The 21,457-nt window shown below is 63.9% G+C and carries 13 protein-coding genes; 7 read left to right on the top strand and 6 right to left on the bottom strand.

Features of this window, described 5'->3' with window-relative positions; genetic code table 11:
* Positions 1-2: 2 nt before the first annotated feature.
* Positions 3-1,055 carry a lytic transglycosylase domain-containing protein gene (locus tag CFR76_RS06700; protein ID WP_110556510.1) on the top strand — a complete coding sequence of 351 codons (1,053 nt, stop codon included), beginning with the start codon at positions 3-5 and terminating at the stop codon, positions 1,053-1,055.
* Positions 1,056-1,202: 147 nt separating this feature from the next.
* Here the strand turns inward: CFR76_RS06700 and CFR76_RS06695 are convergent, their stop codons facing one another.
* From CFR76_RS06695 to CFR76_RS06685, 3 genes are all read right to left on the bottom strand, one after another.
* The gene (locus CFR76_RS06695; protein ID WP_110556434.1) at positions 1,203-2,459 is read right to left on the bottom strand and encodes an MFS transporter; all 1,257 of its coding nucleotides are present in this window, start codon (positions 2,457-2,459) and stop codon (positions 1,203-1,205) included.
* Between the two features lie 131 nt (positions 2,460-2,590).
* Positions 2,591-4,225, bottom strand: a complete 1,635-nt coding sequence (locus CFR76_RS06690; protein ID WP_244191820.1) for a carbohydrate porin — start codon at positions 4,223-4,225, stop codon at positions 2,591-2,593.
* A 592-nt stretch (positions 4,226-4,817) separates the two neighbouring features.
* Positions 4,818-6,854: a glycoside hydrolase family 3 protein gene (locus CFR76_RS06685; RefSeq protein ID WP_110556433.1), complete on the bottom strand. Its 2,037-nt coding sequence runs from the start codon at positions 6,852-6,854 to the stop codon at positions 4,818-4,820.
* Between the two features lie 229 nt (positions 6,855-7,083).
* Between CFR76_RS06685 and CFR76_RS06680 the strand changes: the two genes are divergently transcribed.
* The 6 genes from CFR76_RS06680 to CFR76_RS06655 all read left to right on the top strand — a co-directional run bounded on the left by CFR76_RS06680 (position 7,084) and on the right by CFR76_RS06655 (position 16,119).
* Positions 7,084-7,617, top strand: a complete 534-nt coding sequence (locus tag CFR76_RS06680) for a DUF3576 domain-containing protein (RefSeq protein WP_110556432.1) — start codon at positions 7,084-7,086, stop codon at positions 7,615-7,617.
* 104 nt (positions 7,618-7,721) lie between these two features.
* The gene (gene leuS / locus CFR76_RS06675) at positions 7,722-10,355 is read left to right on the top strand and encodes a leucine--tRNA ligase (protein WP_110556431.1); all 2,634 of its coding nucleotides are present in this window, start codon (positions 7,722-7,724) and stop codon (positions 10,353-10,355) included.
* A gap of 3 nt (positions 10,356-10,358) precedes the next feature.
* Entirely contained in the window at positions 10,359-11,210 is an 852-nt protein-coding gene (locus tag CFR76_RS06670; protein WP_110556430.1) for a hypothetical protein, read from the top strand.
* 5 nt (positions 11,211-11,215) lie between these two features.
* On the top strand, positions 11,216-12,235 hold the full coding sequence (gene holA / locus CFR76_RS06665; RefSeq protein WP_110556429.1) for a DNA polymerase III subunit delta: 1,020 nt from the start codon (positions 11,216-11,218) through the stop codon (positions 12,233-12,235).
* 1,266 nt (positions 12,236-13,501) lie between these two features.
* Entirely contained in the window at positions 13,502-14,737 is a 1,236-nt protein-coding gene (locus CFR76_RS06660) for an NAD(P)-binding domain-containing protein (protein WP_110556428.1), read from the top strand.
* A 53-nt stretch (positions 14,738-14,790) separates the two neighbouring features.
* Positions 14,791-16,119, top strand: a complete 1,329-nt coding sequence (locus CFR76_RS06655; protein ID WP_110556427.1) for an ATP-grasp domain-containing protein — start codon at positions 14,791-14,793, stop codon at positions 16,117-16,119.
* 143 nt (positions 16,120-16,262) lie between these two features.
* Here CFR76_RS06655 and CFR76_RS06650 read toward each other — a convergent pair whose 3' ends face one another.
* The 3 genes from CFR76_RS06650 to pstS all read right to left on the bottom strand — a co-directional run bounded on the left by CFR76_RS06650 (position 16,263) and on the right by pstS (position 21,385).
* Positions 16,263-18,395: a putative bifunctional diguanylate cyclase/phosphodiesterase gene (locus CFR76_RS06650; protein WP_244191819.1), complete on the bottom strand. Its 2,133-nt coding sequence runs from the start codon at positions 18,393-18,395 to the stop codon at positions 16,263-16,265.
* Between the two features lie 143 nt (positions 18,396-18,538).
* Positions 18,539-20,230, bottom strand: coding sequence for an OprO/OprP family phosphate-selective porin (locus tag CFR76_RS06645; RefSeq protein ID WP_110556508.1), 1,692 nt, complete (start codon positions 20,228-20,230; stop codon positions 18,539-18,541).
* 162 nt (positions 20,231-20,392) lie between these two features.
* On the bottom strand, positions 20,393-21,385 hold the full coding sequence (gene pstS / locus CFR76_RS06640; RefSeq protein WP_110556425.1) for a phosphate ABC transporter substrate-binding protein PstS: 993 nt from the start codon (positions 21,383-21,385) through the stop codon (positions 20,393-20,395).
* Positions 21,386-21,457 lie beyond the last annotated feature (72 nt).

The following is a 21,457-nucleotide window of genomic DNA, read 5'->3' as shown; positions in this document are numbered from 1 at the left end:
GCATGGCGCGCCTTGGCCTGCTGGCGCTGACCGGCATAGGCCTTGCCGCCTGCGCCAGTTCGGGGGGCGGAACGTCCCGTTACAACAGCTATTACCAGGGCAAGGCCGCCTACCGCGCGCCCGGCCCCGTGACCGACCCGTGGCAGCCCTACATTGCCGATGCCTCCACCCGTTTTTCCGTGCCGCAGGAGTGGATCCGCGCCGTGATCCAGAAGGAATCCGGCGGCCATGAATATATCGACGGGCACCTGACCCGTTCGGCCAGCGGGGCGATCGGCCTCATGCAGCTCATGCCGCCCACCTATGCCGACATGCAGCGCCGCAACCACCTTGGCGCCGACCCGTACAACCCGCATGACAACATCCTTGCGGGCACGGCCTATATCCGCATCCTGTACGGGCTGTATGGCGCGCCGGGGTTCCTTGCGGCCTATAACGCGGGCACGCTGCGGCTGAACGATTACCTTGAAAACGGCCGGCCGCTGCCCAGCCAGACGGTGCGCTACCTGCGCATCATCACCCCCAACCTTGGCAACGAGGTGGCGCTGAGCGGGCCACTGGCGGTCTATGGGGGCGCGGGCCAGCGCGTGGCCGCCAACCCGCCGGCACTCGGCCCGATCAATACCACGATCCAGCCCGACCACACCTATATCCAGTACGCCACCATCAACCCGCCCGCCCCCGTGCAGCACCGCACCGCCTGCGTGCAGGACGCAAACCTGGCGTATGACCCGGCCAGCACCACCTGCCATACCGACGCCCGCACCGCCGCCGCACCCGCGCCCAGCGCTGGCGCGGGTTATGGCGCATGGATGGTGCAGGTCGGGGCCTTCACCGCCGAAGGGCAGGCCCGCTTCGCCACCACCATGGCGCGGCAGGGGGATTTCGCCGCCCTGCAGGGCGCGCGCAGCATGGTCATACCGGTCAACAAGCCTGCTGGCGGCGTGATCTATCGCGCCCGCCTTGCCGGGCTGTCACAGGCATCGGCCACGCAGGCCTGCGCCACGCTGAAAAACCAGGGCCTGCCCTGCGCCGTGATCCGGCCGGGACAGTAAAGTTCCCTGGCGCCAAAGGCACCATGGCGCCGCGCCGGTGTCACCCGGCCCCGGGGCCGGACATCCGGCATTGCGATCGGGCCAGTCGCCTGGTCCCCCAACCTGTGCCCGCCCCGGTTCTTTCATGCGCCATCCATCCGCACGCCCCTACCGCGTGGCGGGATGCAGCCGGGCATTGGCCAGCGTCAGCCCCAGCACGACCAGTGCGGCAAGCCCCACGGTCAGCATGAGCGGGACGGCCAGCCCCGTGCCCAGCAGGGTGGCGAGGCTGGTCTGGATCAGGGCATTGCTGGCGGCCAGAAGGTTGCCACACTGATAGGCCAGGCCGGGAAACGTGGCGCGCGCCCATGCGGGTGAAAGCTCGCTCAGGTAAGCAGGCACCACGCCCCAGGCCCCCTGTATGCAGAACTGGATGCACACGGCGCCGAGCGTAAGCCACGCGGTTGAATGGGGCAGCGTCCATAGCGGCAGCAGCGGCAGGGTAAGCAGGGCCGCCAGGGCGATGCTGTACTGGCGGCCGATCCGCTGTGACAGCATGCCAAAGAACAGCCCGCCCGCGATGGCCGCGATGTTGTACAGCACCACCACCAGCGTAATGGACGGATGGGACAGCCCGCGCTCAAGGCCAAGGAATATCTTGGGATACAGGTCCTGTGACCCGTGGCTCATGAAATTGAAGCCCGCCATCAGTGTCACCGCGAATGCGCACAGCGCCATGTTGCCCCGCACGAGGGACCACAGCCCTGTGGCCGGCGGCACCGCCCCGTCTCGGTTCTTGTGCCGCGCCAGCCATTCCGGGCTTTCGGGCACGCGCAGCCAGATGTAAAGCGCCGAGGACAGCGCGCTGCCCCCCAGCACGAACAGCCCGCGCCACCCCAGGACCGGCAGCAGGAGGAACACCAGGGATGCCAGCAGGTACCCCGCCGGATACCCCGCCTGCAGGATGCCCGACGCCATGCCCCGCCATGATGGCGGCACGCTTTCCATGATCAGCGACGTACCCACGCCCCATTCACCCCCCAGGGCAATGCCGAACAGTGCGCGCAGCAGCAGGAACGTGGCAAGCGTGGGCGCGAAGGCGGACAGGACCTCGATTGCGGAATAGACCATGATGATCGTGATCATGGCCGGCTTGCGCCCGTAACGGTCCGCCGCCCGCCCGCACAGGAAGGCCCCGATGGGCCGGGTCAGCAGCGTAAGGGTGGGCGCCAGCAGCACGCCCTGCAACGAAACGCCGAAGCCGCGCGCCACGTCATCCAGCGTGAACAGGACGATAAAGAAGTCACACGCATCCAGCATCCACGCCAGGAACGAGGCGGCAACCACATGCCGCGCCGTAACCAGCGCCGACCGGCTCAATCCCGTATCCGCTCCGATGGCCAGGCCATCCCCGTTGGCGTTCATGGTCCATAATATCCTTTTTTACCGGATGTGACATGGCGCCGCCGGCCCGGCCATGGGCCGCACGATCACGAAAGGGCCATGGCCCGAACGATTGCGCGGCCCCGCATGGGGCGGGCGACCGCCCGGCATTGTCACAGGTTTGCAATAACCTTCAGCCCCACCAGCATGGCGTTGGGAATGACCGATGTCTCACCGGGGCGCATCACGTATTCAAACTCCGGTGTCATGACCAGGCCCGGGGTTACGGGAATGCCGTAATAGGCTTCCAGAATGGCGGAATGCGTCTGCGGTCCCGTAACGTAGGGACCAAGCGCCAGCCCGGCGGACTGGCGCAGGCTCTGGCCATAGGTCAGGCGCGGACTCATCTGGTAGTACGAATACATGACCCCGAAGCGGTCGAACGGCCGGTGCGGGATCAGGCCCAGAAGCGACGCGCCAAAATAGAATTCATCGGCAAAGCTGGAGATGCTGGGCGTGTTGTGGATATAGCCCGCCAGCAGGTAGCCGCCCGCCATCTGGTATTCGCCATGCTTGCGGTACACCATCTGGTCGGCTTCGACATAGAACGTATCGCGCGGCTTTTCCCTATGCGCGTGGATGATGGCGGCATAGGCGGCCGGCACCGCCCCGATCAGGTCGGGATAGGGCGACGTATCATGCCCGTAACCCAGCTTGTAATGGCCTGGCAGCTTGCGGGGGCCGAAAAAAGGCTCCCATGTCACCTCGACCGGCGTCTGGATGCCGGTGGTGGTCTCGCTACCCCACGCCCAGCCGGTATTGTCCTGCGGCTTGGGACCGATCCTGTATATGCCGGTGCGCAGCGTCAGGTCGCGCGTGGGGCGGAAGCGCACCGTGCCGCCCCATGATGTCTTGGGATACACGCTCCACCCCGCAGGCTCCCGAATCGCCATGGGGGCGGAGCACTGGGTCATGAACGTGCACAGCAGGACCGAGGTGGCATAGGTATGGGTCAGGGCTATGCGGCCCATATTGATGTTGATGCGGTTGTGCAGGAACGATTTCTCGACATACAGGTCCGCCAGCCGCGCCGCCGCCGGGCCATGGATGCTCCATACCTCGGTCAGCAGCACGTTGCGCTCGCCCACATGGTCCCAGCCCACCTGGCGGCCCTCGCGGTTCATGATGATGCCGTGCAGGTACCACCCGTTCAGCCCTGCAAGCCGCCCCAGGTCGAACAGCATGCTCACGCGCAGGTCATGCACGTAGTCCATCCCCCTCGACAGGCCACCCCCCACATTGGCCATGCCCTCGCCCTTGTAGGTCAGCTCGAAGGAAAAGCCCCGGTCGCCCAGCCAGTCCCGCCACGGCCTGATCTGCGGCACCAGGTTACCAAATGCCTGTTCCGCCACGAAATATCCCGCACTCAGGTCGCTGTGGCGCAGGGCGTCATCATTATGGTTGAGCAATGCGGAAATGCTCTCGGTATTGAACAGCGCGTCCAGCCGCGTTTCCACGATCGGGCGCTTGCGCCGCACGGGTGCCGCGTTCACCGCCACGGGAGCCACGGCAGGCACCCTATCCGGCGCGGCCGTACCGGACGGGACGGCCGGACGGGGTCCGGCGGCCTGCACGGCTGAAGTCGCAAATGTCGTCGCAAGCGTGCAGGCCAGCATTGCCACGCCCCCCACATGGCGCAGCGGGCGCGCACCGGGCGTGACGCGCACCGGCCACCTTGCGCGATTCAGCGGTGGAGAGCGGACGGCAGCAGGATGCGGGCGTGCGGGCACGCGACGAAATGGGGGCATGGGAATGTCATTTAAAGCCGGGAAAGGGATGTCCGCATCGCGATGACCGGAACATTACAGGATCACACGCAACCTTGCCGTGGGATCAGGCATCATCCGCGCCGCCGCGCGGCCAGGGCGGCAACGGGCGTGAATGAAAGAGGAAACCCGACCAGAAAGACGATATATTTCCGATCAACGGCATAGAATTTTTCACTTATTGCGTAATGAATGTTATTATTGTTATTTTCATACCTAAACATACCATGCCGCCCCCATCCGGGACGGGGCAAGTAAAAATTCTGTAAGAGCCTTGGGTCGCGTTACGCCCGGCAAGCGCGGCAGGCCGCGCCCGGGCCATTCGGCCCCGGGGCCTGCCGGTGCGGTTCATGCGCGCTGGCCGACACAGGCGTCCCGCATCCCGCACCGGGAACCATCACCGCGTGGACGGCAGCCGCCGCGCCCTTTTGGGCAGCGCCGGTGTCCCTTTTGCCGTATCGGCCGGGACCTTCCCCCAAGGCAGGCGTCACCGGCATCATGCCCGGCCGGGATTGCCCGGAGCCTGCGGCGGGACAGCCGCCAAGCGTGCCATCAGGGCAGGCCGCCCCATCGCCTATTCAGCCGTTACGACCGGCACGGGCGTGCTGTCCAGCGCACCGGGCACATGCAGTGCGGGCAGGTGCAGTACCGCATGCCGCACCATCATGACCGATGACAGCCCGAGTGACAGGGTATAATCCCCCGCCGCCACATTCCAGTTGCCACCCGCCGGGTTCCACTGCCCCACCAGCCGCAGGCTGACCGGCACGCTCAGCCGCACCGTATGGCCCGGGGCCACCATGACGCTGCGCCAGCCGGCAAGCCTGCGCGCCGCGCCCGGCAGGTCATCGGGCATTTCCACGTAAAGCTGCGGCACCGCGCGCACCGGCGTATCATCGGGATTGGTGACGGCGAAGCTTGCGACCATATGGTTCCCGTCACGCACGACGCGCAGGTCGCTCAACGTCACGTGCCCATGCGTTGACAGGCCATAGCCAAACGGGAATAGCGGGACGACATGGGCGCGGGTGAAGGCGCGATAATCGGCATCCGCCATGCCCGGCGGGTAGAAGCCGCCGGTCAGCGTGACCGGCAGGTGGCCGGAAAAATCCTGCTGTCCCGACAGCAGGGCCGCCAGCGGCTGGGCGTATTCATCGCGCCACGCCCATGCCTGCACCACGCTGTCCACCGTATCCAGCCAGGGCATCTGCCGGTCAGGGTCGTCGGCCGCCAGCACGACGGCGACATGGCCGCCCATTTCAGCCAGCGTGGAAATCATCCGGTTGTCGACATTGCCGTCACTCAGCACCAGCGTGCGCGCGGCCTGCGCGGTGGCGGGCGGCAGGGTGCCGGGGGGGCCTGCCCCCTCCGTCGTGACGGACAGCGTCACGTTCAGCCCCGCATGGCGCAGCGCGTCCGCCAGTTTTTCGGCAGCCGGGCGCAGCGCGGGCCGGACCAGCATCAGCACTGGCCCCAGGGCGGGATCAAACGGCACGACCCTGTTTTCATTCTGCAGCAGGACCGCGCCCTGCGCCTCCACATCCGCCACCAGCGTATCGGCTGCGGACTGCGCCCCGTTACGCGCGCTGGCGAACGAGGGGGGATGGTCAAGGCTGCCCGACATGTAGAACGAGGCAAGGATATGCGTGACCATGGCCTGCACCTGCGCCGGTTTCACGCCGCCCTCGCGCACCGCCTGCCGCAGGGCGGCGCCCAGCACATCGCGGCTGCCCTCGTCCGCCGCCACCTGTTCCATGTCCACCCCCGCCGCCACGGCGGCCAGCGTGGGGGCGATGTCCCCCTCCCTGGCCACGCCCGCCCCGCCGGGCGACGCCATGACCATGCCGGGAAAACGCCATGCGTCATGCACCATCGCCCCCAGCCCGGTCACGGTCTGGCATGGGGCCAGCCCCCCGCACAGTATGGCCCCCCCATGGGCGGTTTCCAGCGCCATGGCGACGCCAAGCAACCCCTGTGACGCAAGGCCGGCCGCGGGCACCTGCGTCGTGCGGTCGGGCATGGCGCCATCGGCACGGGCATGTTCTTCCCTTGCGACCGAACCGAAGACCGGCAGGACATGCCCCGCCAGCAGTCCCGCGCCGATCATGCCCGCCATGCTGCCGGCAAGGACCTGGTCCTCGCCGGCCTGCAGGCGGCCCGATGGCAGCGGGTCAACCCCGCCCACGCGCAGCACCGCACGTGCCTGCTGCCATTCAGACCTTGCGCGCGCGCTGCCCGCACGGCGGGCAAGGTCGGGGTCCCATGTCGCGGCCAGCGCCAGCCATGGCAGCGGCGGGTTGGTAATGCCGGCGCCAGATGGGGGCGGCACCGCAAAATCGGGCATGCGCAGCACCGGCAGCCCCAGCCGGGGCACGCCCGGCCATGCCAGCAGGTCAGCAGGCCCCATGCCCGCGCCGGATGCCGGGGCGGGACGGGCCTGCACCACCGCCTGCTGTTCGGCCGGTTGCAGGCGCACCGCCATGTCCGCCGCGTGGGACGCCCCTGTGCCGCCGCCCGCCACCGCGGCCGCGTGGGAGGGCATGGCCGATGGCGGCAGAAAGACAGCCCCCATGCACAGGGCGGTGGCGCGCCATATGGCTGAATGTCTCATTCATGTCCCATTGCTGTTGGAAGATGACGCCATTTTTGCGCCCGCGAGCACGGATTGTCACGCAACGCAGGGTAAAGTGGCCGTGCGACTTGGCGGGACAGGCGGGGCAGGATATGAAGAAAGGATAACGCGACAGGCCAGAACGCACCCTGCCCGGCATGGCCGGCAGTTCAGGCGCATGGCTGGATTACCACATGCGGGGGCCATCCCCGGCGTCCATAGAGGCATCATGACCCTTCGTCCGCCCAGTTTTGCCCCTCCCGCCGCCCTTCCGGGCCGCCACCTGCTGCCGCGCGCGGCAGCCCCCGCACTTCTGGCCATAAGCCTGCTGGCCGGCTGTGGCAGCGCGCCCCAGCACGACAGAAGCGGGCTGGCCATTCCCCAGAATCGCCTGCTGAAGGAGGACCGGGGTGCGAATGGCGGCTCAACCCCGCTGGAAAGCAACGGGGTCAACGCCTTCCTGTGGCGTGGCGCGCTGGATACGCTGTCCTTCATGCCGTTCGCATCCGCTGATGCGGTGGCGGGCGTGATCCTGACGGACTGGTACACGCCGCCCGCGACCAAGGATGAACGCTTCAAGATCACCTGCTTCATCCTGTCGCGCAGCCTGCGTTCGGACGCGGTGCGCGTATCGGTGTTCCGGCAGGTGTTCCAGGACAACCAGTGGGTCGATACCCCGGTCGCGGCCAATACCGTATCCGACATCACCGCGCGTATCCTGACCCGCGCGCGCCAGTTGCGCACCGATAGCGGGCAGCACTGACCCCTGCCCGCCCCGTTGCCGACCCACCAGGTGGCGCGTGACCGCGCGGCCCGCACCTTTCCGGCGGGGATATCCCTGCCCACCGCATACCGAACCAGAAGAAGATGACCGAAACCAGCACCCCACCGGACAGCGCCACCCCCGCCTATGATTTCCACACGGCCGAGCCGCAGTGGCAGGAACGCTGGGAATCTTCCGGCATCTTCAATGTCCCCGACGTGCCCCCCGCCGATCGGCCCAAATACTATGTGCTGGAAATGTTCCCCTACCCGTCGGGGCAGTTGCACATGGGCCATGTGCGCAACTACACGCTGGGTGACGTGGTGGCGCGCTACAAGCGCGCGCGCGGCTTCAGCGTGCTGCACCCGATGGGCTGGGACGCCTTCGGCCTGCCGGCGGAAAACGCGGCGCGCGAACGCGGCGTGCATCCCGGCCAGTGGACGATGGACAACATCGCCGCCATGCGCGCGACACTCAAGCGGCTGGGCTTTTCCTTCAACTGGGACCGCGAAATCGCAACCTGCCTGCCGGAATATTATGGCAAGCAGCAGAAGCTGTTCCTCGACATGCTCAGGGGCGGGCTGGTCGAGCGGCGCGAAAGCTGGGTCAACTGGGACCCGGTGGACAACACCGTGCTGGCGAACGAACAGGTGGTCGATGGGCGCGGCTGGCGCTCGGGCGCGCTGATCGAGCAGAAGAAGCTGTCGCAGTGGTTCCTGAAAATCACGAAATTCGCCCCGCAACTGCTGGATGGCCTGTCCACCCTGCCGCGCTGGCCCGAACGGGTGCGCACCATGCAGGAACGCTGGATCGGGCGTTCGGAAGGGGCGAAGATTCGTTTCGGCCTGCATGAACCGCCCGCCGGTTTCGATACCGACCTTGATTCGGTCGAAGTGTTCACCACCCGTCCCGACACATTGTTCGGCATGTCCTTCCTGGCCATCGCCGCCGACCATCCGCTGGCGGCCAAGGTTGCGGCCAAAAACGCGGCGGCGGGGGAATTCATTGCCGAATGCCAGCGCCTGGGCACATCGGAAGAGGCGATTGAAACGGCGGAAAAGCGCGGCTTCGATACCGGGCTGCGGGTCACCCACCCGTTCATGCCCGACAGGTCCTTCCCGGTCTGGATCGCGAATTTCGTGCTGATGGATTACGGCACGGGTGCCGTGTTCGGCTGCCCCTGCGGCGACCAGCGCGACCTTGATTTCGCGCGCAAGTACAACCTGCCCTTCACCCCCGTCATCCTGCCGCCGGGGGCGGAAGCCGGCACCTTCACCATGACCGACAGGGCATGTGACGGCCACGGCACGCTGTTCAACTCCGGCTTCCTTGACGGGCTTGATACCGAAGCGGCGAAGAAAGAAGCGATCACCCGGCTGGAAGGCATGGGAATCGGCAAGGGCGTGGTCAACTGGCGGCTGCGCGACTGGGGCATTTCGCGCCAGCGTTACTGGGGCTGCCCCATTCCCGTCATCCACTGCACCGATTGCGGCGCGCAGCCCGTGCCCGATGACCAGCTTCCGGTCAAGCTGCCCGAGGACGTGACGTTCGACCGCCCCGGCAACCCGCTGGAACACCACCCGACATGGAAGCATGTGGCGTGCCCCAAATGCGGCAAGCCCGCCCTGCGCGAAACCGATACCTGCGACACCTTTGTGGACAGTTCATGGTATTTCGCCCGCTTCACCGCGCCACATGCCCCGACCCCCACCGTGCCAGCCGCAGCCGATGGCTGGCTGCCGGTGGACCAGTATATCGGCGGGATCGAACATGCGATCCTGCACCTGCTCTATGCCCGCTTCTTCACCCGCGCGATGCATGAGACAGGCCACCTGCATGTGGATGAACCCTTCAATGGGCTGTTCACGCAGGGGATGGTCAACCACGAAAGCTACCGTGACGCGCAGGGCAACTGGCTGTACCCCGATGAGGTCGAGCGCCGGGGCGACAGCGCCGTGCGTCGCGACAATGGCCAGCCCGTCACCATCGGGCGCGTGGAAAAGATGTCCAAGTCCAAGCGCAATACGGTGGCCCCCGTCGCCATCATCGAACGCTTCGGCGCCGATACGGCGCGGTGGTTCGTGCTGTCCGACAGCCCGCCGGAACGCGACATGGAATGGACGGAAGCCGGCGTTGCCGCCGCCGCCCGCTTCCTGCAGCGCCTGTTCCGTACTGTCCGCACGGTAGCGGAACAGGTCCCGGCGGGCACACCGTGCGCCGCGACATTGTCCCGCACTGCCGATGCCCTGCGCCGCGCCACCCACCGCACCATCGCGGCGGTGACCGATGCGCTGGAAACCTTCAGCGCCAACGTGGCGGTCGCGCGGCTGCATGAGCTGACCTCCGCCCTGGCGGACGCGGAAAAGGCGGCGGGTGAGGACGGCATGGCGTTCGCCCGGCGCGAAGCCGCCACCACGCTGGCGCTGCTATGCGCGCCGATGGTGCCCCATCAGGCGGAAACGATGATGGCGCAGCTTGAACCCGATGGCCCGCCGGTGGTGGAGCGCACATGGCCGGTCGCCATCGCCGACCTGCTGAAGGCGAATGAACTGACCATTGCGGTGCAGATCATGGGCAAGCTGCGCGGCACCATTGCCGTGGCGCCTGACCTGCCGGCGGACAGGGTGATCGCCCTGGCGGAAGCCGAGCCGAATGTCGCACGCCTGCTGGACGGGGCGCGGATCGTAAAACGCATCCACGTACCGGGCCGGATCGTCAATTTCGTGGTTGCGAAATAATCCATGGCCCGTCCCGTCCGTCATCCCGTCATCCTGGGCGCCCTGCTGCTGCTGCTGGCGGGGTGCGGCTTTTCGCCCATGTACACGACGACGGGAAAGCATATCGGCGCGGATGGCCAGCCTACCGTGACCGATGTGCTGGCGGAACTGAAAGAGGTGTACGTACCCATCATCAAGGAACGGTACGGCCAGCAGCTACGGCAGTTCCTGCAGCAGGACCTGAGCGGGGCGTCACCGGAAAACCCGACCCGCTACGCGCTGCAGATCCGCACCTACCTCATGAACGAGGCCGTGGACATCCATGCGGACAATACCAGCGGCCGCACGCGGACAACCGCCTTCGCCCACTGGCAGCTTTACCTGCTGGGGGAGACGCCGCGCCTGCTGGCGGGCGGCGATGCGTCGGTCGTGGACGGGGTGAACAATACATATGAACAGTATTTCGCCCTGACGCTGGACCTGGAAAACGTGCGCACCCGTGTCGCCAAGAACATGGCCGACCAGGTGACGCAGCAGGTGGCGACATGGTTCCGTACCCATGCCACCCCGGCAATAGATGGATCGGCGACGGGCCAGAACCAGCCCCGCTATGTCGATCCCAACAGCATCGTCAATCCCAACAACCAGATGCCATCCCAGCAGCCGGGGGCGGACGGCCTGCCTGCACTGGCAACGGGCCGGACCGATTCTCAGCTAAACGAGGAAAATAACGAAGGCAGCAGCCTGACCACCGAAAGCGGGCCGATGGATAACCAGCCCCAATCCGGCACGGGTGGCGGTTCGCGGTCCGGCGCCACGCCAGCGGATGGCGATACCGTCCCCGGTTCGGGCATCAGCATCGGCGGTGGGAACTAGGCCCGGTGAAGATCGATGCCCGCAGCACCAACGCCACCCTGCAGGCACCGGGCGCGCTGCGGGCCATCATCCTGCATGGGGAAGACGCGGGCCTGATCCGCGAACGGGCCACGACAGCGGCGAAGGCGGTCTGTCCGGACCTGCAGGACCCGTTCCGCGTCGCCATCCTGGGCCGCGATGACCATGACCGGCTGGAAGAAGAAACCACCGCCCTTGCCCTGACCGGCGGCCGTCGCGTGGTCTGGCTGCGTGACGCGGGCGACAGCGTGCTGGCGGCATTGCAGCGCAGCCTGGCCCAATCATCCGATACGCTGGTCATCATGGAAGCGCCGGGGCTTGCCGCGCGTTCGAAACTGCGGGCCTTTGCGGAAAAGGACAGGCAGTGCGGGGTGATCGGCTGTTACCCCGAGGAAGGACGCACGCTGGAAGCCGCCATCCGGCAGATGCTATCGGCGCAGGATGTCGGCATCGACCCCGATGCGCTGGGGTGGATGGTGGAACGCGCCGGCCCCGACCGGGCCGCGACACGCAGCGAGGTGGAAAAACTGGCCCTGTTCGCCGGCACGGGCGGCAGGCTGGGACTGGAAGACGTGCGCGCCTGCGTTGGCGACGCGGCGGGCGTATCACTGGAAGACGCGGCCTTTGCCGCCATGGCGGGCGACCGCAGGGGGGCCGATGCCGCGGCCGAACGCGCGCTGGCCACCGACGGCAGCAGCCCCGTCGCCCTGACGCGCGTGCTGCTGTCGCACATCCACCGGCTGCGCCGGGCACGGCTTGCGGTGGATGGGGGGGCAAGCCGGGCGGATGCCATGCGGCAGTTGCGTCCCCCCGTATTCTTCAAACGCACCGACAGCTTCGGGCAGGCCATGGCGATCTGGTCGGCCAGCGCCCTGCTGCACGCGGCGGAGGAAACGCAGGCGCTGGAACTGGCATGCAAGCAGACCGGCAGCCCCGATGTCGTGCTCTGCCTGCGCCACGTCGCCCGGCTGTGCGCGCAGGCGCAGCAGATGCGCAGGCGACAGTAAGGGACGAAATATTCCCCCACCGTTCGTGAAACATCTTGCCGCGCGGCGGGGCCTCGTCTAGAAAACCCAAGTGTGTCCGCGTAGCTCAGCCGGATAGAGCACAGGATTCCTGGTTTGCAATTGGGCGTCACGACGGGAAACCACGTGGCGGATCTGCTCAAATTCGGGGAACGCTCTGGCGAATGCCGTGCCAATCCCGAGCCAAGGCCGGTTTTTCCGGCAAGGTGTAGAGACTGGATGGGCAGCACCTGTCAACCGCTTGCGGTTTATGGTGAAGGGACAGTCCAGACCACGAACGCCATACCCCTATGGCGGCGGTGAAAGCCGAAGTGGTACGAATCCTGGGGCCGTGGGTTCGAATCCCGCCGCGGACACCACACATCCCACATGCATGTGGCTGCTACCCGGAACCTGAAAAACGGTTTTCAGGGCGGTCACGCATGATGTAGCCCCACCCGGAACAACCGGGCGCGGGCATGGCTGTTGACAGGGTGGTCACATGCGACACGCGGCCCTGAACGCCATAACCGTAAGGATGTCTTTGATGAAGCCTTTTTCAGTAAGCTTCAGGGAAGGCCGTCTTTTGGAAAAAAGGCGGCGCCCGAAAACGGCTTTATGATTCGCGCCATAGCGCACAGGCCAACGTTTTCAACGGATCCGGATGTTTCCCATAAACATGGCCATCAGAAAACACGCCCTGCTTTTTAAAATGCTTTATTTTTCATTTAGGGATTCACATTCAATAAATATATGAATGATACATAATTACTTTAATATTTATTTATTATCAATATGGATATAAATACAGAATCAGGCCATAAAAATAAAATTATCGCCAATACGGCCCATTAAGATAACAAAATATTTCTATTATATTTTATATATGAAAATCCCATAACGAACAGCAAATATCCTGCCAACATAAAGTATGTGAACAGCAGAAAAGTTCCCTGGTCATAATAATTTATGGAAAAAATATGCCATACCGCGATTCAGCGCATGGAAAACCGTCGAAAGTGTGTGATTTGTACCAGTCCCGCCATTCCTGAACCGATCTGTTTTTTTTGTGATTGTTGTCCGAGATACGGTAAATGTATGGTTAATATGTGGCGAGACATGGCGTCCGTTTTAATGATCTTCAGGTCATGATGGGCCTGAAACAAGAAACGCGCGCGTATTTTGTCCACATATCAAATAAAGATATGCGTTTTCTTCCCTTTACCAAATAACGATCCGTTATCGGACTTACTGGCTGGTGGATTTCTGATGAATACCGACGTAGCCATTATAGGGGCTGGCCCCTATGGACTCTCCCTTGCGGCCCATTTGCGCGACAGGGGGGTAAACTTTCGTATTTTCGGACGCCCGATGGGATTCTGGCGCGAACATGTCCCCGCCAGCCTGCGGCTGAAGGCGGAAGGGTTCGCGCTTGACCTGTTCGACCCCGGCCGCCGGTCAACCCTTGCGCGGTTCTGCAGGGAACGGGGATATCCCTACGCCCCCATCGGGGTGCCCATTCCCGCCGAAGTCTTCAGGGAATACGGCGAAACGTTCCAGAAAACCCACGTGCCGCAACTGCAGCCATGCCGGGTCACTCACCTGTCGCGCACGCAGGATGGCTTTGTCATGCATCTGGATACCGGGGAAACCGTCATGGCGCGGAATGTGGTCATGGCGGTGGGGATCGAACATTTCGCCCATACCCCCCCGGCCGTGCGCGGCCTGCCGCCAGGGCGGTTCAGCCATACATTCGACGAGACCGCGTTCGAACGCTTCGCCGGCAGGCGGGTCGCGGTGATCGGGGCGGGTTCGTCGGCGGTGGATACCGCGTGTTTCCTGCATGAAGCGGGCGCACAGACCTTTATCTGCACCCGCAGGCCCAAGATCTGGATCAATCATCCCCCCCGCAAGATCAGCGGCCTGAAGCTGCTGTGGACCCGGATCAGGAAACCCGTTTCGGGCCTGGGCACAGGATGGCGGTCGCGCATGGCCTGTGACCTGCCCGATGTGTTCCACATGCTGCCCGTACGGCTGCGCCTGCGCATTACGCGTGGCCACCTGGGGCCGGCGGCGGGGTGGGTGACAGGCCAGGTCGTGCGCGATCAGGTGCCGATCTGGCTTAATGTCGACCTGCAATCGGCACGGATGCATGATGACGCCGTGCATCTGGAATTCCGCGATACACAGTCCGGCAGGCCACGGGCCGTGGAAGTCGATCATGTTTTCCTTGGCACAGGGGTCAAGGTGAATGTGGACCGCATTCCATTCCTTGACCGTACCGTGGCCTCCGCCATCCGCACCGAAGGCGGCATGCCCGCCCTGTCGCACAGCTTTGAATCGAGTGTGCCGGGACTTTACTTCATCGGTCCCATGGCGGCGGCCAGTTTCGGTCCCCTTTTACGCTTTGCCTGGGGCGCGCGCTTTGCCGCACGCCGCCTTAGCGCCCGGCTGGGACGGCAATCCGTGTCACAGCCCGCCCCGCAGCCCGCATTCGCGTCGTGACACCCGTGCGCCTGTAATCCCGCACCCTGACATGAGCTGGAAAGTCCTGAATCATGAAGAACGATTTTACAGTTCTCATCATCTCTTCCGTATGGTGGTCCGCCATTACGCGCGCCGCGGTGGAATTCATCGAAAGCGGGGTGGCCGTCCACGCCATCTGTCCGGCCGGCCATTCCCTGCGCTGCCTGAAGGCGATCGACAGCATACGGACCTATCCCTATGTCGCGCCGACCGTGGCGCTGGCTGGCGCCATTGCGCAGATACGGCCCGACCTGATCATCCCGGCGGATGACCGGGTCGTCGCGACCCTGCATCAGGTTTATGGTGAAGCCGATCGCGCAACCGCCATGGGCCGGCTGTGTCGCGACACGATCGAACGCTCACTGGGGCGGCACGAGTATTTTGCCTATGCGCGGACACGGCTCAGCCTGATCGATGTCCTGCGCGAACGGGGCATCCCCACCCCCGCCGCCGCCAGCCTGGCCACCATGGAGGATGTCAGGCGATGGTGCGCCAGCACAGCCGGGCCATGGGTGTTCAAGCGTGACCGCAGTTGGGGCGGGTCCGGCGTGGTGATCGCCGATACGCTGCAGGAAGCCGAAAGCGGCTTTCATCGTCTGTCGCACCCGGTGCGCATGGCCTGCGCGCTGCGTGTGCTGCTGGCGGACCGCGATATCTATTCCTTCATGGAAGCGACAGAGCGCCGTCCGCTGCCTGTCATGGCACAGGCACATGTAACCGGCATGCCCGCCAATATCATGGTAGCCTGCCGGGATGGGGAAGTGCTCGGCACGCTTGGGGTCAATGTCGTGTCCTATCAGGGGCGCACGGGGGCGGCGACGGTCATCGAGATCACACAGTCCGCCGATATGGAACGTGCGGCACGGGTCACCTGCGCCACATTGAAACTGTCGGGTTTCTTTGGGCTGGATTTTGTCCGTTGCGCACGGACCGGCACCTATCATTTCATAGAAATGAATCCCCGCCTGACCCAGATCGGGCACCTGTGCCATGGCGGTAATACCCTGATCCGCCGCTTTTTGCAGCATGTGCGCGGCCGGGCGCAGGTGGCCGTGCCCTCCGCCGCCATGGAACTGCGCGAACACACCATGATCGCCCTGTTCCCGCAGATCCTGCGCACCGAGCCGGAAACGCTGCACAGCACGGCCGCCTGGATCGACATCCCGTGGCGCTACCCTGAACTGGTGGAGGAGCTGCTGCGTCGCCCATGGCCCCGGCGCGGGTCGGTCGCGCGGCTGGAGGAACGCCTGCGGCCCAACATGCCCTATGGCAGGTCGGTGGACAGGGGGGAAGCCCTGGGCAAGCTGTCCACGCTGCTGCGGGCCGGAATGATCACGGACATGCCCATGGCCACCCTGTAAATTTCAGGATAACAGATTGATGGTAAGGTAATGAACGTTCTGGGGCGCCGCCTTTTGCCAAAAAGGCGGCGCCGTCCGGCTCTTTCGGCAACACGGTTCGGCAGAACCTTCCTTACGGTCCACAGGCAGGCTGCCGAAACCGTTCAGGCATGTGACATGATGGACTGGCGGATCATGTCGGAAGGTTGCGGCCGGCCCAGCAGGAAACCCTGGACCTGATTGCACCCGAGGTCATTGAGGTGCGCCCACTGGTCATGCGTTTCCACCCCTTCCGCCGTGATGGGGATATCCATGCTCTGCGCCAGGCTGATAATGGCCCGTATGATGCCTGATGCGCTGCGTTCGGGCAGTTCCTGCACGAAGGAACGGTCGATCTTGATTTTCTGGAACTGGAAGGAACGCAGGTATCCCAGCGAGGAATAGCCCGTACCAAAATCATCCAGCACGATACTGCATCCGATCCGGCCCAGTTGTCGCAGGATGTCGCGGTTGGTGGCGCTGTTCTGGACAAAGATGTTTTCCGTAATCTCGATTTCCAGCCGGTGTGGCGCAAGGCCCGAATGCGCCAGCGCATTTTCGACAATACCGAGGAAGCGCGGGTTACGTAACTGGATGGGCGACACGTTCACCGCGATCTTGACCTGCGCGGGCCAGTCCGCCGCTTCCATGCAGGCCGCCCGCAGGACCCATTCCCCCAGATCATGGATCAGGCCGTTTTCTTCCGCCAGCCCCACAAACTGGTCCGGCGGGATCATGCCATGCGTGGGGTGGAACCACCGCACCAGTGCCTCACATGCGCTGATCCGGTTGCCCGGCATTGAATACAGGGGCTGGAAATGCAGGCTGATCCCGCTGCTGGCAATGGCGGCGCGCAGCTCATTGCCCAGCCGCACGCGTGTCCGGATTTCATCACGCAGGGCCGCATCAAAGAACTGGAAGCCATTGCGCCCCTGTGACTTGGCGCGGTACAGGGCGATATCGGCATATTGCAGCAGGGTTTCGGCGTTATCCGCATCCTGCGGGTACAGCGCCGAACCCACGCTGGCCCCAATGACGACATGATGGCCGTCAATGACATAGGGCCTGCTTACGGTCTCGACAATTTCACGCGCCCGGCACGTCAGTTCCGCCGGTTCGGGAACAAGCGGCCAGATAATGGCGAATTCATCCCCGCCCAGCCGGGCCACCAGGTCTTCGGGCCGGCTGCAGGCCCGCAGCCGTTCCGCCACCTGCCGCAGCAGCGCATCCCCCGCCGCGTGGCCATACACGTCATTGACCGTCTTGAAGTAATCAAGGTCGATACACAGCAATGTGGCACCCCGCGCGTCCGCGCACAGCGCATCCAGCCGGGAACTGAACAGCGCGCGGTTGGCAAGGCCGGTCAGCGGGTCATAATGCGCAAGCTGTTCGACCTGGTGCCGGGCATTGCGCCGTTCCGTGACATCATCGGCCACGCACAGTTCCCAGCGCGGCCCGCCGCGTTCATCGGCAATGGTGACATGACGGGTGGAAATGGCGCGCTGTTCGCCGCGCTGGTTGCACAGGACCTGCTCACGCACGCCCTGCCGGTCCGCATCCGGCCGGCTGACCAGCAGGAAACCGATTTCATCCGTACCAAAAACCCGTGCCGGATCCTTTTCAAGCAGCAGGTCACGCCTGCATCCCATCATCTCCTCGGCCGCGCGGTTGACCAGAACGGGATGACCATGCCGCACGGACCGGACGACAAGGGCGGAGGGAATATTTTCCACAATCGTATCAATGAACAGCTTGTCGCGTAATATCCTTTTATTTGCCCGGCGCAGGTCTTCCGCCGCTTCTTCAAGGCTGGCGGCGGACGCCACCGCATGGGAATGGGATGCGTTGATCAGGTCCAGCGCCGATCCCGTCCCCCGGTAACATCCATTTTCCGTAACAATATAGCCACGGATCAGGTCGGATGGCTGGCCCATCAATGTCTGGGCCGTAAAATCGGATGCGGATACCCGGGCGTCAATCATGACCGGGCTGGCATCCATCAGCAGGGCGACGGGACGGCGGCTGAAAAGCGAATGCCCGAACTTGCCTGATACTTTCAGAAAAAAAGCCTGCCGCTCAACCAGACCGACAGGCACACCATCCTCCCCCACAACCGCAACCAGCATCAGTTCCGGGTCCGCATGAAAAAGATCGAAAAGACATTCCCCCAGATCGGAGGGCCTTATGACGGGACCCTTCCTGGCGATGTCCCCCATGACAAGAAAGGAGGACGACGCGGCCTGTGCAGAAATATCCATCAATAAATTCCCCACATCAATTATTATTATGATTTTTTATTTAATTACTTATTTCTGAACGAAATCCGGTCTTATGAAAAAGCATCCTGCCAGTATCCGCATGATACTGGCAGGCATGGCGTCATGCCGTGATGAAAGGCATGCTAGAACGCCGCCTGGATACGCCCGGCAACGGAATTGCCGTGACGGCCCATGATGTCATACAGCGAGGTGCTGCCGCTGCTTGCCTTGCTGTCATCGCTGACAATGAAGTGGTTGAAGTCCAGCATGAAGCGGAAGTGACGGTTGGGATACCAGTTCAGCCCGGCCGACCAGACCGTCTGCTGGCCACCACGGATGGCATTGGCCGAATTCAGGTTGCTGTTCAGGTCGGTCACGCTGTAGCGGGCGGAGACTTCCAGCGCGCCCCAGTACCCGTTGGCGGGGTCGAAGGCATGGTCCACGCCGGGGGCGGCGAATGCGCCTTCCTTGATGTTATAGGAACGCGGCTTGCCGAAAATGGTGTAGTTGGCGGCGCCATAGTAGCCGGTGAAGTTGACCGTGCCCTGGTCGGCGGCACTGGCGCTGGAATTGTTCCCGCGCGTGACCCCGATATTGTAATACTCGCCCTTCAGCACCAGCCGCTTCCAGCGGAAGCCCAGCTCCGGGCCAGCCGACCAGATGCTGCCCACGTTACCGACGGTTGCGCTCAGCAGCTTGGTGGTGGTCAGATCAACTTCCGGCTGTTCGGCAAATGTCGCCGAACGGTCATCAGAGGCGGTCGCCTGCGCCACCTTGAAGGCGCTGATCGCCGATACGCCGACATGCACGTCTATGTCCTTGGACATATAGGGCCGGCCCGCGACACGGAAGGTGCCACCCGTCTGGCTGTCATACCCGGCGGCGCGCTTGCCGTAGCTCTGCCCCGTCAGGTAGCCCGCGATCCACCAGCGCTTGCCGTAATGCAGGGCGCCCACGCTCATGCGGGCGTCACCGGCGGCGATGTTACGCACGATATCGGTAATGGCGGGGCGTTCCATCATCTCGAATTCGTTCGAGCTTTCGGAATCTTCCTCCGTCACGCGCGGCTGGAAGTAACCCGCGGTGATGACCGTGTTGTGGAAGCCGGCATAGTTCAGGTTGGCTTCATACAGCGTGGCCGAACCATCCGCATTGGACGACCCGAAATCCGGGGTGATGTTCGCAATCCAGTTCTTGTACCGGAACGAGATGGGAATACGCAGGCGGCGGGCATTTTCGGTCAGGCCTTCGTAATCGCCCTTCTTTTCCCCCGCGCGCGGGGACATGCCCATGAAGCCGCCAATATCCTCATGGAAAGCCAGGCCGATGGACATGGCATACATGCCGTCATCAGACGAGATGGTCGGGCGGCCACCGGGGAAGCCCACCATCATGCCCCCCATATGCAGGGCTTCTTCCTTTTCCGTCGCGGCGCGGAACGATTCCCACGACGATGTCACGCCACGGTCGGACGGGGGCGTGCCCAGGTCGGCCCGCTTCATAAGGCTGCCCATTCCGGTGCCCGTGCCGCTATCGCCACCGATATGGATATCACGTGCATAGCTGTCGGGCAGCGGTTCACCCCTGCTGGCTGCAACCCGACGGGCCTGTGCCGCGTTGGCTGCGGGGGTGTTGCGTGCTTCGGCACGGACCAGGCGCTGGCGCAGCACGCTGATCTGACCGGACATTTCACGACGCATTTCCTGCATCTCACGCTGCAGGGCCTGTATCTGCTGGGCATCCGATGCGGACGCCGCATGAGCCTGATGGAAGGAGGATGCACCCCAGAGGGCAGATGAACCAAGCAACAGCGAAACAGCGGACCGGCGGATCATATTAATCATTCCGTAATGAAGGGTGAGTTCATTTAGAATGGGCGCCCAGTTTTGTGTGTTATGTTTCCGATACAGTTTTATGAAGGATTTATGACAGCCCGGAATACAGAAAAGCCGCCCGGAAACCGGGCGGCTTCATGCTGTCATTACTAATGGATTATATTATCTGGCCGCATCCCACTGCTGCAGGATATCGGTTTTCACATTCGCGGGCACCGGCACGTAATCAAGGCGATAGGCGGCGGCATCCCCGTTCTTCAGCGCATAGCCAAAGAATTTGCGCACGGCCGGGCCATGTTCGGCCTTGGCCGTCGGCACCGGCACCAGCACATAGGTAGGCGAGACGATCGGCCACGCACCTGCCCCGCTGGTGTCCAGCAGGTCAACGGCGAAATGCGATGCATCCTTCCAGTCCGCGGCTTCCGCCGCACGGCTGAAGCTGTCCATGCCGGGGGCGACAAAGGCGCCGCTATGGTTCTTCAGCTTCACGGTGGTCATGTGCGCATTGGCGGCAAAGGCATATTCGACATAGCCGATCGCCCCTTCCGTATTGCGCACGGACGCGGCCACGCCATCATTGCCACGCGCGCCGATGCCGCCGGGCCATGAAATGGAAGCGCCTGCCCCCTGCCCTTCACGCCATTCCGGGGAAACACGGGCCAGGTAGCCGGTGAAAACCGCCGTCGTGCCCGAACCATCCGCACGATGCACGGTGGCAACAGCGGTATCGGGCAGCTTCAGGCCGGGGTTGAGGGCCGCGATCTTCGGGTCATTCCACTGTTCGATCTCGCCACGGTAAATGGCGGCCAGCGTCGGGCCATCAAGCTGGATCTGGTTGGCGGCGATACCGGGCAGGTTGATGACCGGCACGATCCCGCCCATGACGGTGGGGAACTGGAACAGGTGGGCATTTTCCAGCTTCTGGCGATCCATGGGCACATCGGATGCGCCAAAATCAACCGTGCCCGCCAGAATCTGGTTCTGCCCGGCGCTGGACCCCACGGTCTGGTAATTCAGGTTGACGCCAGCAGCGCTCCGTCCATCAGCCCCCCATGCCCCGTAAATGGGCGCGGCAAAGCTGGAGCCGGCACCGGTAATATCCGCAGCATGCGCCATCACCGGCAGTGCGGTCGCCAGCAGGGCACATGTAAGCATTCGAGCAGGAAAGTACATAATACTCATGTTCTCCGACATGAAGAAGACAGACGTGTCTGGCTATCCATCAGA

The organism is Komagataeibacter swingsii (assembly GCF_003207895.1).
Taxonomy (GTDB): domain Bacteria; phylum Pseudomonadota; class Alphaproteobacteria; order Acetobacterales; family Acetobacteraceae; genus Komagataeibacter; species Komagataeibacter swingsii.
Note: the sequence above shows the minus strand (reverse complement) of the source record. Positions and strands in the feature narration are given on the sequence as shown.

What these genes read in the sequence shown, in the direction of transcription:
- CFR76_RS06695 (WP_110556434.1), bottom strand. Translation starts at nt 2,459, where the DNA reads ATGAACGCCAACGGGGATGGCCTGGCCATCGGAGCGGATACGGGATTG.
- CFR76_RS06670 (WP_110556430.1), top strand. Translation starts at nt 10,359, where the DNA reads ATGGCCCGTCCCGTCCGTCATCCCGTCATCCTGGGCGCCCTGCTGCTG.
- leuS (WP_110556431.1), top strand. Translation starts at nt 7,722, where the DNA reads ATGACCGAAACCAGCACCCCACCGGACAGCGCCACCCCCGCCTATGAT.
- CFR76_RS06685 (WP_110556433.1), bottom strand. Translation starts at nt 6,854, where the DNA reads ATGAGACATTCAGCCATATGGCGCGCCACCGCCCTGTGCATGGGGGCT.
- CFR76_RS06700 (WP_110556510.1), top strand. Translation starts at nt 3, where the DNA reads ATGGCGCGCCTTGGCCTGCTGGCGCTGACCGGCATAGGCCTTGCCGCC.
- CFR76_RS06645 (WP_110556508.1), bottom strand. Translation starts at nt 20,230, where the DNA reads ATGATCCGCCGGTCCGCTGTTTCGCTGTTGCTTGGTTCATCTGCCCTC.
- CFR76_RS06690 (WP_244191820.1), bottom strand. Translation starts at nt 4,225, where the DNA reads ATGCCCCCATTTCGTCGCGTGCCCGCACGCCCGCATCCTGCTGCCGTC.
- pstS (WP_110556425.1), bottom strand. Translation starts at nt 21,385, where the DNA reads ATGCTTACATGTGCCCTGCTGGCGACCGCACTGCCGGTGATGGCGCAT.
- CFR76_RS06680 (WP_110556432.1), top strand. Translation starts at nt 7,084, where the DNA reads ATGACCCTTCGTCCGCCCAGTTTTGCCCCTCCCGCCGCCCTTCCGGGC.
- CFR76_RS06650 (WP_244191819.1), bottom strand. Translation starts at nt 18,395, where the DNA reads ATGGATATTTCTGCACAGGCCGCGTCGTCCTCCTTTCTTGTCATGGGG.
- CFR76_RS06655 (WP_110556427.1), top strand. Translation starts at nt 14,791, where the DNA reads ATGAAGAACGATTTTACAGTTCTCATCATCTCTTCCGTATGGTGGTCC.
- CFR76_RS06660 (WP_110556428.1), top strand. Translation starts at nt 13,502, where the DNA reads ATGAATACCGACGTAGCCATTATAGGGGCTGGCCCCTATGGACTCTCC.